The sequence below is a fragment of the Paenibacillus thiaminolyticus genome, assembly GCF_003591545.1.
Lineage (GTDB): Bacteria > Bacillota > Bacilli > Paenibacillales > Paenibacillaceae > Paenibacillus_B > Paenibacillus_B thiaminolyticus_A.
Map to the genome: position 1 here is coordinate 42,777 of NZ_QYZD01000011.1, position 13,820 is coordinate 56,596.

Consider the following 13,820-nt stretch of genomic DNA (forward strand, 5'->3'; position numbering starts at 1 on the left):
ATGGAATTTAAAGATAGCCCTGGAGATCCTGCTCCTCCAGACGGGCGACCAACGACTTGATATCTTGAGTCCGGTCTTTGCGGCAGACGAGGACAACATCATCGGTCGCGACAATGATCAGATTTTCGGTCCCGATTGTCGTTATTAGCTGTCCCGGCTTGCCGTGAATAATGCAGCCGTTCGTATCGATGCCATGATGAAGGCCGTGAACGATGTTCCGGGACAAATCTCGCGGCTCGGCCCGCTCCAGCGCGTTCCAATTGCCTAGATCGTCCCATCCGTATTGAACGGGAATCATATAAATAGAATTGCATTTCTCGATGACTCCGTAATCGATCGACTGGTTCTCGATCTGGCTGTAGAGCGAATGGAGCGCGCATTCATCCGGCGAAGGCTCCATCAGCACTTCCTTCATTCTCATCAATATATGGTACAGCTTCGGCAGATGCTGCTCCAGCAGGTGCATGACGGTGGAGGCCTTCCAGATGAAGATGCCGGTGTTCCAATAGTGCCTGCCGTCGGCAAAGATGCGCCCGGCCAGCGGCAGCGGCGGCTTCTCGATGAATTGCTCTACCGCTGTCACCCGCATGCCGGACATCGGCTTAGCATCTTCCCCGAGCGCTACCCGGATATAGCCATAGCCCGTCTCCGGGCGGGTTGGCCGCACGCCCAGCGTGACGACACAGGCTTCATTCGCGGCACGTTCGACTCCCGTCTGAAGCGCGGCATGGAACGCTTCCGGATCTGATACATAATGATCTGACGGCAGTGTGATGAGGACGGGGTCCTCGTCTTGCAGCAGCATATGGAGTGCGGCCAAGCCGATGCAGGCGGCCGTGTCCTTGGCCATCGGCTCCTCGATAATATGCTCCGGCGGAAAGTCAGGAAGCTGCTCCCGAATCAGAGGAACATATTCCGCGAGCGACACGATATGGATATGTTCAAGCGGCACACGTTGCAGCATGCGCTGCAATGTATCGGCTAGCATGGATTGCGGGTGAAGGATGGGCAAAAATTGCTTCGGCCGGGTGGAACGGCTAAAGGGCCAGAAGCGGGTGCCTTTCCCTCCTGCCATAATCAAGGCTTTTACCGTTGTAATGAGAACCACCTCCTGGGAACGGACTTGAGATTGACCTGATATCAGAGAGAATTATTACTACATATGTCCCGGAAGGGAAAAAGGGCACGGCGAACGTCCGGCGGATAAGGGTGCCGCTGCCGTATGAGATCAGGCATGGCTGTCTATGATAAAATAAGGTAGAGTAGATTAAGAGCATCCTTATGTGTGCAGGCGAAGTACGAGACAGACAACTAGAGGTGAAATCATGCAAGATATATCATTGGAGCAATGCCTGGAGAAGCGCGCCGCGGGAGCGACGCTGGTTGATGTTCGTTCTCCGGGGGAGTATGCGGAATTCACCCTGCCGGGGAGCATCAATATTCCGTTGTTCACGGATGAGGAGCGGGCCGAGATCGGCACGATTTATAAGCAGGTAAGCGTAGAAGCTGCCAAGGAACGCGGCCTGGCCATCGCTTCGGCCAAGCTGCCCGCGCTATACGCGCAGTTCCGCGAATTGAAGGGCCCGGTCGTCATTTATTGCTGGCGCGGCGGAATGCGGAGCCGCACGATGGCTACCGTGATGTCGCTGATGGGGCTGAAGACGTTCCGGCTTCTCGGCGGCATCCGTTCTTACCGCCGTTGGGTACAGTCAACGCTTGCCGAGTATAAGTTGCAAGCCCCGTGCATCGTGCTTGCCGGCCATACCGGGACAGGCAAGACGCAGCTCCTGCAGCGGCTGCGGGAGGACGGATATCCCGTGCTGGACCTGGAGGGCTTGGCAGGGCACCGCGGTTCGATCTTCGGACATATCGGACTGGAGCCGAGCAACCAGAAGAAATTCGAGGCGCTGCTGCTCGATGAACTGCTGAAGCTGGACGCGGAGAAGCGGCCTTATTTGCTGATCGAAGGGGAGAGCCGCCGAATCGGCAAGGTCGTGCTGCCGGAATTTCTGGTGCAAGCGAAGCGCGCCGGCACTGTATTCACCGTGCGCATGCCGGTTCAGGAGCGTGTCCGCAATCTGATGGCCGACTATCAGCCGGAGCAGCATGCGGAGAAGGTGAAGGAATCGTTCGAGCAGATTCGCCGCCGCATGCATACGCCCGCTGCGCGCGAGGTGGAGTCCGCGCTGGAAGACGGCCGCTATGACGACGTAGCGACGCTGCTGCTGGAGTATTATTATGATCCGCGCTATGAGCATGCGGCGCTCCAGTACGACCGGGAGCCTATCGTCATCGATGCGGCGGATGTCAATGAAGCCTATGCGAAGGTGGTGCCGCTGCTGCGCGGATGGAATGTTCCGCAGGCACGATCCGTCTAAGCGGAAGCTGGCTGGATAAGCACGGCCGGGAGGAGAAGGGGAGCTAGCATACGCAAGCGGGCTGCATGCGCGGTTCCCCTGGTCTGCGGCCTGTCCCGAAGCCTAGCTGCGTCCTGTGATAGGATAGCTGCAGACCGCATAAGTCATATCGTTTCAGCTGAACCGGGCGCTACATGCACATTTCCTCAATTATCGGCATTAACGTCTGGCCTGGCCTGTCGAGTAGGTTGGGATAAGAAAAATACAAACGGACAGTAAACGGTGTACTTGTACCGGAGCAGATGAGCGACGGGAAGGAGCGTAAGTATCATCATAGTAGAAGATAAAGACCTTGCTTGATAGCTGGAGGGGGGGAAGAAAGAAAGTAAAACGGCGAGGTATGCCCCCGCCGTTTCTAACGAATAAATTGTAACGTATATAAATAACGTATGTTTAATTAACGAATAAGAAAGTTATGGATAAATTATATTATCACTGGTTTTCGGTGTCAACATAAATTTTATGGAGTCTGTACAGCAGTGTATACAGGCGCAATTCTAACTTTGCCAGCCTGAGAGAGTATAATTGATTTTTTGGCCTCTCCGTTGGAAAGATGTTTCGTACCTGTTGTGATCAATTTTTTAATTTCTAATCGTTCAAGCAGCTCGCTTGCTTGTTTCGTCGGCAAGCCAAAAGACTTTGCAAATTGCTCTTTTAGGTACTTGGCGCCTAAATACCGTTCAGTTTCCTTATATTGAGCATGCCAAGAATTTATTATCAATAATGCATTATCAATATGTCCTTCTACTTCATATATCTTTACATCGACGTTTAAGAATTTCAATAAATCCTCACTGTAATGGGGATAGGTGGTTATATCGACGTGCTTTGGAGCAGAATCTGAGGTGTAATAAAGCTCTACGCGGATACCTTTGTAAACTAGTCTACTTATTACAGGAATCATATCGCTGTCAGCTGTTACAATAACGTAACATGTAGTATTGGGATCTTTGTATGTGTGTTCTATAGCGTCTATACAAAGTTCAATATCTGAAGAATTTTTTCTTTGATCTACATCTTTTCCATTGGAATAAACATGTCGAATTTGTACCCGCTTTTTCTGAAGACTAGTTAAATCAGTTTTTATCTTCTCAAAATCTGCATATGCTCTAAAGGTTCTTACTTTATCTTTCCCGTATCTATTCCATAGTTGGTCAAATAAATTCTTTTCTGGTTCTAGGTGATTAGGATTATGTGAATGATTTTGAGTCAGACTCCAGTACACGTTATCATAATCCACGAATATAGCTACATTGTCCATCTTGCTTTTACTATGCATAGCTTTAAATGTATTTACTGTGGATTTTCCAATTAAATCACCAAGTAAATTAATAGCAGTTGGACCGTCTAATGAATCACCTTTCTGTGAAGATATATCAATATCTACATCAACAACTTCTTCAACTTCGATTTCAACTCCGGTTCCCTGTCCTTTTGTTTCCTTACTTGAAGTTTGTTGAATTGACATGTTACCCCCTCCTAATTACCTAATTTTATAAAAATACTGTTTAATTCGACATTTTACAATAAAATCCTCTTCACACATAAATAAATACTTTTTTGAAAAATAAAGATATTATAAAAAATAAACCCAAAATCACACTATCTCCTGGATTAAGTACATAAAATTACCGAATCAATCTACATATTTGCACAACACTCTACACCGAAATGTAAAGTACCCCCTTGATACTTTCCTCTTTGCAACCCTCTCGCCAAACTAAACGTACCGCCTAGACCTGTCTTGCCGTCATGGGTCGCAGCCTCTATAGGTTTCTCCTATCAAAACAATAGATTTTATATCTTGGTCAATCTTCGGGGTAAATGTTACATCTTTCGGCCTAAAAAAAAGCCCTTTAGGCTCTCATCAACTAACTCCTGCGTCCACCCAATATAGTCCAGCGTGTCGGATTGCTCCCGGTGGTTAAAAATCATCATCAAGGTAACCACATCTTTATACATGCGGTAATGGTGGTAACCAAAAGTTTTCCGCATGGAATGTGTCCCGACATGGTGGAGGCCGACTGACTCACCAGCTTCCCGGAGGATCCTATAGGCTGCATGCCGGGTGATGGGCAACCGGGGCCAACGGTTGGATGCGAATAGGTAATCATCATGATGCATCCCTTTTATGTACTCATCTATCACCGGGCGTAGATGCTCATTAATAAAAAATCGACGAACTTTTCCGGTTTTCAATTCACGCGTAACCATGTGCTCACCTCTACGGACATCCCGGACGGTGAGCCAAAGCAAATCCGAAATACGAAGACCGGAGTTAATACCAAGCAGGAACATAAACTCATTCCGGGGATTTCGCGCCAAGCGTTCCTGAATCTGCCCCAGCTTCTCTAAGTCGCGAATCGGCTGAATATCATAACCGACGACCGGGCCGTTAGGAGTTTCACGCACCCGGGTCGGTCGCTTACCTTTTTTTGAGTAGTACATGCTATCATCCTTGCAAAATATAATTTTTTAGCTTTTTCTCCACTAAGTCTATTTCTTCTATCTCTTTCTTATATTGCTCTTTTAGTTCCGGGATTTCTAAAAATATCTGAATATATTCACGTCTAGAGCGTAATGCATCCATCAGGATCCTTATATCTGCAGCGTTGAAAACTATTTCTTCGTTTTTCATAGAATTAATATCCGTCAACATCATCTTCCTCCTCAATCTCAAATTGCCCAAACTCAATATGTATCAGCAATTCTTCCACAAAACGAATCACTTCTGGATGAAACTCACCTTCCAAACTATTATCACGTAACCATTGTTCCAATTTTGCTCTTGATATCATGCTATCTACTCCTGTTCTTCTATCAACTTTTTTGATTCCTGAGCGCGTCTTAGCTGCACTTCGTAATAACGGCGAATTGTTTCAGTAGGAGCTTTTGGTATCGAGTCGTAATAAAGAATGTCAATATACTTGTTTAAGGCATCAATCAGAGTGTATTTCATGTCAGACGGCAAACGCAGCATTCTAAAACCTCCTACGTGCTAGGGGATACGTTTTTTGGTTTTTGCACCCCCCCTGTTAGTAGGGTGGGGGGGTCGGCGCTTTCCGCGCCACTTCAACGTTTTTCGCTCTTCTACAACATCAAAACTTTGACCATTACTGACCTTTATTTTCACCAAATAATGACCTTGCCCATTTCATAAAAAGAACCGTAGGACAAATAATCAAAGGCGCCATCAAAAAAGCCACTAATACAAGTAGACTAACCGCGCCAAGAGATGCAATAAAGTCTTCCATTCCAAACTACTCCTTTCGCTTTGCCTCCGGCGGTCAAAGGGGCACCCCCTTTGAAATCCCTCTGCCCTATCCGGGAGTCGGGACAACAACGGGGTTGTTGTCAGGGCTTCTAGGGTTACTCGCTCGGCAGATACGGACAAGGGGCAAGCCTTCGGTCTGGCGACCCCTTGTCCTATACCTGACGCGCATCATATCGCACACGAACAAACGTTCATTTACGCTCCATATATCTATCCTTCCAATACTTTTGACACCGGGAACAATACGATGGATTTCCTTCTTTCGGGACGTCCATATCGCCGCCACACTGCGGACATTTTCCCTCTCTCTTTCTTTCCTGGACAACAATACGGCGATAGTTTGTATACCGACAACGGGAACTGCAATAGATTTGCCTGCGATCTATCGGCTGAAATGGTTTATGACATATTGGACAATCTCTCATATTCACGCCTCTACTACAAAAGTCGTTGGGCCTTCTATGTCACTTTCAGTGCCATAAATCAAAATAATATTTTCATGGAGCCATGCGGGCTTTTTCATATGATACGAATACATCCATTCCAACTTCAGTTGGATAGCACCTTGGCCTAACATCGCCCCTTTGTTATAAGAAACATGTACAGTGATAGGGTAGCGATACGGCACATACTCGGTATCCGCTTTATCAATCATCCTTTTAAAATTTCTTTTAATTGCATCAATCAAATTTTCTCCAACGATAGTAAAACGATTACTAACATGATGACGGCCCCTGATATGTACTTGGTATTCCATTTTATTTCCACCTTTCGCCTCATCCGGCTTGTCCGGCTTGTCGGTCATTTTTTTAACTCTACAATACAACCCGGCTAACAACGGCCAACCTTCAACTGTTTTCGCCGTCAAAATATACTCATAACCAACATGCACATAGGAATCACCTTCACGATACACTTCGACATGGTACGTATCATCCAGGACGACATATGTATTATCTTCAAGGCATACAGATACTTCGCCATCCTCTACAATTAGCGTACCAATCGTAAAACCACCTGCAATGTCGGCTGTTTGTCGAATGCTCGTGAAGATGTCCATGTTTCTCAACTCCTTTCCTTATGTCTTATATAGATTATACCATATTATCTATAGATTATCTATAGAAACATGGTTTATTTTCTATAGATTTTATTGTACACTATATACAAAGGAGAGACGTTAAATGAGAAAACAAATGCAAGTATATAGCTCAGTAAAAAACATTGTTCAAGACCTCAAATCCGAACTGGAACTAAAAAACGAAAGCGAAGTCATTGCCTATCTATATTGCATTTACAAACAGCGTTACAAGTCCATCACCCTGGACGAACACAAGAAGGCGACTGCCGAAATGAAAAATATCATCAATCAGTCAACTTTGTAAGCTTGCCAGAAGGTAAGCTTTTTTTTATCGAACATTATCTCGACTTCCCCGAGGCGACGGCTTCCGGCAGCTACGCTTCCGGCTCGTCCGTCGCCTCTTCTCTCCATCTAACATGATGAAGAAAACGAAAGTAATCCGCATAACTCTTAAATTCTTTCCTTTGAATAAGGTTGTCTATTTCTTCCCAATCATCTGATGGTAAGGTAATGGATACAGGCTTCTTCACACCCAACGAAGGACGGCCAGCACCTACACGCGCACCGCCACGACCTGTATTTTTATTTTTGGTTTTCTTTTTCTTATCGGATTCCAATAAATCATTTTGTTTAAGGTTTTCTTTTTCTTTCTCTTCTTTGATTTCCTTTTTGATTTCCGTTTCTTTTTTCAATGTAGATTCAACCAAATCAAAACGATCAACCACAGCTTGAGCACGTAATTTAAAATTTTCAGGCTTCAAATTACGTACCATTCCTTTTTTTAGCTTCTTAATTTCTGCAATCATAGAATCATATTCCGCATTCAAATCACTGCCGAATTCAGTTTGATTCCAACGCTCGACACAAACTAAGAAAATATCTTGTATCTTCTGCAGCAACACACCATCGTATTTCATACCTATCGAACTCCTTTGATTTAGATTTCCTATTTCTATTGTATCAAAGGTGTTTGATTTAGACAACCTTTTTCTAAGAAACAGAGTAATAATCATCGCTTATTTGTTTAAGCTGGTTAATTACCTTATGATATTCCTCCTTTGTCGACGGGAATTCCATAGGAACGACCATCTTATGGGTATCATATATTTGATGCCCGATCTGGAATGCTTTTTGCTTCTGAATACGCATCGTTCGTAAAAATTTTTCGCTTTGTATGTCATACATGTCGTAATAAAATGATGCTTTTGCCTTCCGAACATGACAATAGACATTCATTATTGACCGCACCCGAAAATCAATATTTGTAATACTCGGGCTCGAAAAAAATAGAGTTGCCCGAATCTTTCGGAGATAAAAAAGCATATGCGTAAGGTACTTAGCCACGTTCGTATTGCCCGATCTGCTATCCAAATCGGTGTGGGCCTCATCAAGACAGATAATACTGCTAGGCTGCTGTGCCACATCCAGAAACTGTTCGAAGTTAGTAAAAAGCTTTGAATGCTTAAGTCCATAATTCGAGTACAACGTGCAGCCTGTCTTTTGCCTATAGTGCTGCGCAAAGAGTGACATGCCAAACGTCTTACCGGATCCTAACGGGCCATCAAATCCCATGAGGTACATACTACTTCACTCCTTTTTCAATGCCCATCGGCACACCTGCCGCATTGGCCGGGTTGGCGTTGGCCTTGAGGAGATTTCCGAGTTTAGCGTTACCCTTGATACGATCCGCAAGGGTAAGCTTGTCAGTCATTTTGAAATACCTTGTATATGGCGTCATTTGCGTCCTCACGCTCTGCACATAAAGCGCGATATCACTCAATCCGGCCTCCTGAAGCATGAACATTCCTAGGGCTTGGTCTTGAGTGACCGGGACGCCATTCTTCCTTAAAAATTCGAGCACCTGAATCATTTCGTTATCGTCATTGCTCTCCAGGAGTTCTTCGATCATAACTTCCTGCGCTGTTAACTGACTCATTACCATTCACCTCACTTAAACAAAATAAGCAATGCAATCAAAATATAGGGCACGTACTTAAAAAAATCCGGCTTATCCTGAACGTTAAATTCAAACATGCGCTTTAGAGCCGTAGATTTCCGAAGTTGCCGAAGCTGCGCAGCTTCTATCCGAGCCGGCATATCGACATTGGCAACATACAATATGTATCCGTTAGCCGTGTCGATGTGCTTGGAAACTCCACTCAAATCATACATACCTCTTTTTGTTAATACTGCTTGGTCACTAATTTCTTCCACCTGCAGCAACTCGCATGTGTGATCGTCATTAAACACGAGCATTTTATCTTTTGTAGCCATCATTAGCACCTCACTACTTGAAGAATTTCTTTTTCAAAAACAGTCCTGGAAGAACGAGCGTGAGCAAAAGCGATATACCAATTGCCGATCCAATCTCAAAAAACGTCTTGAACACGGAAGACATCTATATCACCACCACTTAATCATATCCTTAAATTTCCTAAAAAGGCCGATATTCGACATCACAAAAAATATCAAAAAGTATATAAATCCAAGCGTGCAAACGGTCGTAATAAAGGTGATCCATGCGGGCCCCAGGAATGCAAAATGTCCGAGATACTTCCCAAAATCGAGCGGACGAGCTACCGGAACGGAGAGCGACCGAAGCGAATCGGATATAGACCCTAAAAAAGTGACAACAGGCGAAAATATGGTATCAATCAGATTCCGCATGGGTACCTCCTAGCAATGAGAAGACACGAACAATGAACAGCAGCCACACGATCGCAAGTAATCCATACGGTACAACATCGAGAAAACCAATAGGGCCGAGAACCATATCCTTTACAACGTCTATACCATCCCCTGACGCGCCTGGATAGTTTACAGGCGTCTTGCTCATGTCTATCCACAAAAGGCCCTTAATTGTCCTAAAAAAGCCGAGAAAGAGCGCGCCGATAAACTGAAACAGCGCAATGAATATATCAATCACCAATATAACGACTTGGACAAGACTGGTCAGAAAATACCATATGCCCTCTATAAGAGCTACAAGCCATCCAAGAGGGTAGGACAGAAACTCCAGTAGCTTTTGAATGCCTGATGCTAAGACGTCAAATGCGCCGGACAGGTAGCGCATTAAAGTATCTACAAACGTCATTCAAGAAACAACCGTTTAATGCCCATGGCTATACTCATAGCAATCATGGCCGTAAAGGACATAAATAAAGTATCCGCAAAGCAATCAATCAGCGCTGATAAACCTTGCATCATCAACTGCATACTGTCCATATTTTTCACTCCATTTCAGATCCAGGATCCAAATTCCGAACGTTAATTGTTGAGCTCAACTCATCCGGAATCCAAATTCCGAACAAACATTTATGAGCTCAGCTCACACCCGGCATTAATATCCGAACAATAGGGTAGGGGAGGCCCCGGAAGAAATCCGAAAGCCTCACGCGAGCAAACCTTTGACACGATTGGCGACATAAAAGGCAAGCGGAATCGCTATGACAAACGCTAAAATACGCCATATCGAGGTAAACCATGATGATGTACCAAGAGCGACATCTTGCAACTGATAACCCAAACTGATATCAGGCATAATGCGAGAATCAGGCGTCAATTCCAACACGTTTGAAGGGGACGAATCACCGATCCGATTCACAGCTACAACAGAAAATTTGTACGTTGTACCGTTTTTGAGATCGCGTACACGGAACGACGTCGAATCTGTCTCCGCAATCATTTTACCGTCCTGGATTACCTTATACCTTTCGGCGTACTTACTTGGTGCCCAGGACAAGGTGACCGAGGCAGAAAATGGCTTGCCTGAAATCGTTGGCGGCTCAGGAACAGATGTCAAATCCTTAGTCTTAAAAACTATTTCATCTGACGAATCCGAAAGATTACCAAACTTATCAACACTCACGACATGGGCCTTATATTCCGTCAGGGATTTCAGACCCGTGAACTGATAACGAGGCTCCTTTACAAGTCCGCCAACGCGCGAACCGTTCAAGTAGACAAAGTAACCGTCCAAATCCGGGTTCGCGACTTTATCCCATGTCATCGTCGCATCGTATACATCCGCATCCACTTTTAAACCTTCGGGCACGTCCAGGACTCCATCTGTCTCATCGTCGGTCGTCTTAAACGTCTTTGTTAAGGACTGCACACGTCCGTATTTATCTATGTACTCCAATTTGTACGTGTACTCCGTGTCCATCTGTAATCCAACGTGAGCATATCCGAGACCGTTACCGTCATAAAGCTTGGCATTATCGTGATACAGCCGATATGTGGCTGCTCCAACCTGAGACCATGATAGATTTAATCGATTGTGATAAGCCTTTGATTGTAAATTTGGGGCACTCAACATATCCGCCATAGACGATGCATCGATTTCATCTGAAAACATAACACCGACATTATAGACAGCCGCAATTTTATAGCGGTACATCACATCCGGCTCTCCTCCGGTGTCAATGTACGTCTGTTCTTTAATCGGCTGCGGCGTAATTTTTACATCATTCCGATACACGTCATAGCCGACAAATCTTTCATCCTCCGTCATCGTCCAGCGCAACTCTACCGCTTTTGTCTGAGACTCGGCAGACAAACCAACAGGCCGAGGAGCTTCTACGGTTCCAAAAATATCTAACTCCGCAATCCAAGTACCCCAATTCGACAGCCCTTTCAAGCCGATACTCTTAACTGATTTAACAGTGACATCCTGAAAGCCGTTATTTACAGCACGGATCGATTTCAATAAAGTCCCTGATTCATCGTAAAAATATATATTAGGCGTATTTCCTGAACTGCCACCGGCTACCGAATACACTTTTTCCACGTCCGCCGTACCCGGTAACTCAAAAATAAAAACACGACCATCCAAGCCCATAGTAATCGATGTATTCGTATCATTGTCGGTCAATTGATAAAAAACCTGTCCTGTGTTTATATCTGTCAATGGCTTGCCATCAAGCAAACCACCGGGCGCGGCAGATACAGCACCAGCAAATAGCATGAACATCAACAACGACAAGCAGATTACCTTTTTCAAAGTTTTTCACCTCCTCACGGATATTCTGACGACTTCCAGCGCAGCTTGTATTCCTCATCCTGCATCTGCAAAGGGTTATCTTGCACCATTTCCGGATCGGGCGTCAGAACTTCGTCAAGCTGCATATCCGGTTCCCTTCGCATATCTGGCTCCTTCTTCATGTCCTCATCCCGTTTCATCACCGGATCCGGTGTGATAGGGGAGTCCTGGTGCAGACGCACGCCATCATGTTCCCAGTTCTTCGGCTCCGGGGCCGCGGGCATTGCATCCGGCGTGGCCGCATCGCCAGCATCCCGAAAATAGGTCTGTTGATTTTGGTACGGTCGATCCATGACATCACCCGGATCATAAAGGTCAGGCTTTACGATCGGCTTGGGTAACTGATACTCACGAGTCGGCGTCAGCTGCCGGATGATTTCGCGTAGGCTGCCGTTAGCCTGCTGCAATTGGTCATTTGTAACAAGCAAATCGCCATGAATCAATTGCAAATCGTCATGAATAGGCTGCGTGTTGTCCCGAATCTCTTCCAGGACAGGCTTCAGGTCTTCAATACATTTGCAAATCGCATCGGCTACCGAATCGCCGCCAGTGCCGAGCCATGGCGTATTTACGTCCGATTCGCCAACCGGATTCCCGTCACGGTCACGGCCAATGATGGTATAGCTACCGTCACCCGGTAGGTCATATTCGGTATCTGTTGTGCTGCCAATTTTTTGACCATCCTTGTAAATGTCGTAGCTTTCAGCGCCCGGAACACCTGTCCATGTGACCTTTGGCAGACCGCTGCCGGGTGATGGATCCGTACATGCCGGCATTGTCACTTCTGCCCCCAGGTCATCACGAGGATACGGATCGGGATAGCTCTCGCATGTCGGGCTCTGTATCTGGCCCGTGCTCAAGTCATCCACCGTAGAAATGACGGAGCCGGACGAATCCAGAAACTGAAGCTGATAACGACCATTACACGTCAGGTAAAGCGTGCCACCGACTTCATCTATAGGCCATTCACGATCATACTGCGCGCCTGAACTTGCTGTGAAATGCAATCTGACCTGTTTTGCATTCGTCGGCAACCCCCAAAAATCTAAGCGGTATTGGTCACGCCAATCGGTGTAATAGTATTTGAACTTATCAAACGGCTTGCCGCCCGGGTCAGTACCGGGACCGGGACCAGAACCGGGGCCAGTAGTACCATCGGATCCATCTCCGGGATTGGTAGGCGTACCTTCGAGATAATACCGGGTTTCCATGTGCAACACGTCTCCAGCCCATCTCACGGCGCCATAAGCCTCGACCTCTCCGTCAGTTTCCAATTCGCACCGATACGATTTTTGCTTTGGATCCGCCTTAAGGTGGCCTGTGGCAACGGTGACATTTTTCCATTCACCGCCGACCTCACATCTAACCTTGTAATGGGTCGTGTTATTAGCCTTATAGGCGTTAATACCTTGCGTAGCCTCGGGAAAAGTGATGCTCGTCGCTCCGCTTTTTGTCGTAAAGGGAAACGTCCCAGAAGCTCCGGCCGGGGCATGGGCATAATAATAATCGTCCATATACACATCATTCGCGGCATGGGCCATCGTCAATGGCAAAAAAAACAGCAACGGCAGCAATATCAAGATTCTTTTCATAAATCAAGTTCAAGCACGGCCTGTGCTGTAGACAAAGCATCATTTTTTATTAGCACAATAAAAAAACAGACTAACAAAAAACCAATCGCAAGTATGGCTGCGGCTCGAATACTCCTCTGGAGATTCTTACGTAAATACTCCTCTACAGCTTGTTTATCAGGAAATGAAATAAATTGAGCGATATCATGTCTAATGCACATAATTCGGTTCATCTCTAATCCGATTGCAAGAGCGAGTGCACTACCGATACATAACCAAACCATCATACGATCATCTCCGATCGGGTCAAACTACAGAAAAGAGGGACACTATAATAAGGCCCCTCAAATTCCGCGCACGTGCATATAAACCTTTCGCAAGAGCCATGTTCCAAACAGAGTGCCGAACAAGACGACAAGCACCGTTCCAAGGTGAT

At 45.9% G+C, this 13,820-nt stretch carries 19 protein-coding genes; 2 read left to right on the top strand and 17 right to left on the bottom strand.

The genetic code is table 11. The annotated features are described in order from the left end of the window. Positions 1–7: 7 nt before the first annotated feature. Positions 8–1,075 (bottom strand): mannose-1-phosphate guanylyltransferase, encoded by a 1,068-nt coding sequence (locus DQX05_RS13670; protein WP_119794158.1) that lies wholly within the window; start codon positions 1,073–1,075, stop codon positions 8–10. A 250-nt stretch (positions 1,076–1,325) separates the two neighbouring features. Here DQX05_RS13670 and mnmH point away from each other — a divergent pair, with 250 nt between their 5' ends. After that, entirely contained in the window at positions 1,326–2,378 is a 1,053-nt protein-coding gene (gene mnmH, locus DQX05_RS13675; protein WP_119794159.1) for a tRNA 2-selenouridine(34) synthase MnmH, read from the top strand. A gap of 499 nt (positions 2,379–2,877) precedes the next feature. Here mnmH and DQX05_RS13680 read toward each other — a convergent pair whose 3' ends face one another. The 7 genes from DQX05_RS13680 to DQX05_RS13695 all read right to left on the bottom strand — a co-directional run bounded on the left by DQX05_RS13680 (position 2,878) and on the right by DQX05_RS13695 (position 6,751). Next, entirely contained in the window at positions 2,878–3,885 is a 1,008-nt protein-coding gene (locus DQX05_RS13680; RefSeq protein WP_119794160.1) for an NYN domain-containing protein, read from the bottom strand. A 359-nt stretch (positions 3,886–4,244) separates the two neighbouring features. Next, on the bottom strand, positions 4,245–4,865 hold the full coding sequence (locus DQX05_RS13685; RefSeq protein WP_119794161.1) for a site-specific integrase: 621 nt from the start codon (positions 4,863–4,865) through the stop codon (positions 4,245–4,247). Between the two features lie 4 nt (positions 4,866–4,869). After that, positions 4,870–5,076, bottom strand: coding sequence for a hypothetical protein (locus DQX05_RS13690; RefSeq protein ID WP_119794162.1), 207 nt, complete (start codon positions 5,074–5,076; stop codon positions 4,870–4,872). Next, a complete protein-coding gene (locus DQX05_RS30730) occupies positions 5,060–5,215 on the bottom strand; it encodes a hypothetical protein (RefSeq protein WP_182914739.1) in 156 nt (51 codons plus the stop codon). The genes DQX05_RS13690 and DQX05_RS30730 overlap by 17 nt, the downstream gene beginning before the upstream one ends. Positions 5,216–5,220: 5 nt before the next feature. Further along, positions 5,221–5,397 carry a hypothetical protein gene (locus tag DQX05_RS30735; RefSeq protein ID WP_182914740.1) on the bottom strand — a complete coding sequence of 59 codons (177 nt, stop codon included), beginning with the start codon at positions 5,395–5,397 and terminating at the stop codon, positions 5,221–5,223. Positions 5,398–5,530: 133 nt separating this feature from the next. Continuing rightward, positions 5,531–5,671 (bottom strand): hypothetical protein, encoded by a 141-nt coding sequence (locus DQX05_RS30740; RefSeq protein WP_182914741.1) that lies wholly within the window; start codon positions 5,669–5,671, stop codon positions 5,531–5,533. Between the two features lie 447 nt (positions 5,672–6,118). Next, positions 6,119–6,751, bottom strand: a complete 633-nt coding sequence (locus tag DQX05_RS13695) for a hypothetical protein (protein ID WP_119794163.1) — start codon at positions 6,749–6,751, stop codon at positions 6,119–6,121. 124 nt (positions 6,752–6,875) lie between these two features. On the opposite strand from DQX05_RS13695, the gene DQX05_RS13700 reads away from it, so the two are divergent. After that, positions 6,876–7,076, top strand: a complete 201-nt coding sequence (locus tag DQX05_RS13700; protein ID WP_119794164.1) for a hypothetical protein — start codon at positions 6,876–6,878, stop codon at positions 7,074–7,076. Positions 7,077–7,146: 70 nt separating this feature from the next. On the opposite strand, the gene DQX05_RS13705 is transcribed toward DQX05_RS13700, so the two are convergent. The 9 genes from DQX05_RS13705 to DQX05_RS13745 form a co-directional block, all read right to left on the bottom strand. Beyond that, positions 7,147–7,689 (bottom strand): hypothetical protein, encoded by a 543-nt coding sequence (locus tag DQX05_RS13705; RefSeq protein WP_119794165.1) that lies wholly within the window; start codon positions 7,687–7,689, stop codon positions 7,147–7,149. Positions 7,690–7,762: 73 nt separating this feature from the next. Beyond that, positions 7,763–8,353 carry a hypothetical protein gene (locus DQX05_RS13710; protein ID WP_259391979.1) on the bottom strand — a complete coding sequence of 197 codons (591 nt, stop codon included), beginning with the start codon at positions 8,351–8,353 and terminating at the stop codon, positions 7,763–7,765. Between the two features lies 1 nt (position 8,354). Beyond that, positions 8,355–8,708 carry a hypothetical protein gene (locus DQX05_RS13715; protein ID WP_119794166.1) on the bottom strand — a complete coding sequence of 118 codons (354 nt, stop codon included), beginning with the start codon at positions 8,706–8,708 and terminating at the stop codon, positions 8,355–8,357. 11 nt (positions 8,709–8,719) lie between these two features. Next, the gene (locus tag DQX05_RS13720; protein WP_147385184.1) at positions 8,720–9,049 is read right to left on the bottom strand and encodes a hypothetical protein; all 330 of its coding nucleotides are present in this window, start codon (positions 9,047–9,049) and stop codon (positions 8,720–8,722) included. 373 nt (positions 9,050–9,422) lie between these two features. Next, positions 9,423–9,866 carry a hypothetical protein gene (locus DQX05_RS13730; protein WP_119794169.1) on the bottom strand — a complete coding sequence of 148 codons (444 nt, stop codon included), beginning with the start codon at positions 9,864–9,866 and terminating at the stop codon, positions 9,423–9,425. Continuing rightward, positions 9,863–9,997: a hypothetical protein gene (locus DQX05_RS32055; protein WP_259391980.1), complete on the bottom strand. Its 135-nt coding sequence runs from the start codon at positions 9,995–9,997 to the stop codon at positions 9,863–9,865. The genes DQX05_RS13730 and DQX05_RS32055 overlap by 4 nt, the downstream gene beginning before the upstream one ends. Before the next feature lie 166 nt (positions 9,998–10,163). After that, on the bottom strand, positions 10,164–11,774 hold the full coding sequence (locus DQX05_RS13735; protein ID WP_119794170.1) for a fibronectin type III domain-containing protein: 1,611 nt from the start codon (positions 11,772–11,774) through the stop codon (positions 10,164–10,166). Positions 11,775–11,788: 14 nt separating this feature from the next. Then, complete coding sequence (locus DQX05_RS13740) at positions 11,789–13,405, bottom strand: hypothetical protein (RefSeq protein WP_119794171.1); 1,617 nt, start codon at positions 13,403–13,405, stop codon at positions 11,789–11,791. Then, a complete protein-coding gene (locus tag DQX05_RS13745) occupies positions 13,402–13,671 on the bottom strand; it encodes a hypothetical protein (protein ID WP_119794172.1) in 270 nt (89 codons plus the stop codon). Before DQX05_RS13745 ends, DQX05_RS13740 begins: the two co-directional genes overlap by 4 nt. Positions 13,672–13,820: the final 149 nt, after the last annotated feature.

Excerpts from the sequence above, each read along its gene's own strand:
- DQX05_RS13670 (WP_119794158.1), bottom strand. The coding sequence starts at position 1,075 with ATGGCAGGAGGGAAAGGCACCCGCTTCTGGCCCTTTAGCCGTTCCACC.
- mnmH (WP_119794159.1), top strand. The coding sequence starts at position 1,326 with ATGCAAGATATATCATTGGAGCAATGCCTGGAGAAGCGCGCCGCGGGA.
- DQX05_RS13680 (WP_119794160.1), bottom strand. The coding sequence starts at position 3,885 with ATGTCAATTCAACAAACTTCAAGTAAGGAAACAAAAGGACAGGGAACC.
- DQX05_RS13685 (WP_119794161.1), bottom strand. The coding sequence starts at position 4,865 with ATGTACTACTCAAAAAAAGGTAAGCGACCGACCCGGGTGCGTGAAACT.
- DQX05_RS13690 (WP_119794162.1), bottom strand. The coding sequence starts at position 5,076 with ATGTTGACGGATATTAATTCTATGAAAAACGAAGAAATAGTTTTCAAC.
- DQX05_RS30730 (WP_182914739.1), bottom strand. The coding sequence starts at position 5,215 with ATGATATCAAGAGCAAAATTGGAACAATGGTTACGTGATAATAGTTTG.
- DQX05_RS30735 (WP_182914740.1), bottom strand. The coding sequence starts at position 5,397 with ATGCTGCGTTTGCCGTCTGACATGAAATACACTCTGATTGATGCCTTA.
- DQX05_RS30740 (WP_182914741.1), bottom strand. The coding sequence starts at position 5,671 with ATGGAAGACTTTATTGCATCTCTTGGCGCGGTTAGTCTACTTGTATTA.
- DQX05_RS13695 (WP_119794163.1), bottom strand. The coding sequence starts at position 6,751 with ATGGACATCTTCACGAGCATTCGACAAACAGCCGACATTGCAGGTGGT.
- DQX05_RS13700 (WP_119794164.1), top strand. The coding sequence starts at position 6,876 with ATGAGAAAACAAATGCAAGTATATAGCTCAGTAAAAAACATTGTTCAA.
- DQX05_RS13705 (WP_119794165.1), bottom strand. The coding sequence starts at position 7,689 with ATGAAATACGATGGTGTGTTGCTGCAGAAGATACAAGATATTTTCTTA.
- DQX05_RS13710 (WP_259391979.1), bottom strand. The coding sequence starts at position 8,353 with ATGTACCTCATGGGATTTGATGGCCCGTTAGGATCCGGTAAGACGTTT.
- DQX05_RS13715 (WP_119794166.1), bottom strand. The coding sequence starts at position 8,708 with ATGAGTCAGTTAACAGCGCAGGAAGTTATGATCGAAGAACTCCTGGAG.
- DQX05_RS13720 (WP_147385184.1), bottom strand. The coding sequence starts at position 9,049 with ATGATGGCTACAAAAGATAAAATGCTCGTGTTTAATGACGATCACACA.
- DQX05_RS13730 (WP_119794169.1), bottom strand. The coding sequence starts at position 9,866 with ATGACGTTTGTAGATACTTTAATGCGCTACCTGTCCGGCGCATTTGAC.
- DQX05_RS32055 (WP_259391980.1), bottom strand. The coding sequence starts at position 9,997 with ATGGACAGTATGCAGTTGATGATGCAAGGTTTATCAGCGCTGATTGAT.
- DQX05_RS13740 (WP_119794171.1), bottom strand. The coding sequence starts at position 13,405 with ATGAAAAGAATCTTGATATTGCTGCCGTTGCTGTTTTTTTTGCCATTG.
- DQX05_RS13745 (WP_119794172.1), bottom strand. The coding sequence starts at position 13,671 with ATGATGGTTTGGTTATGTATCGGTAGTGCACTCGCTCTTGCAATCGGA.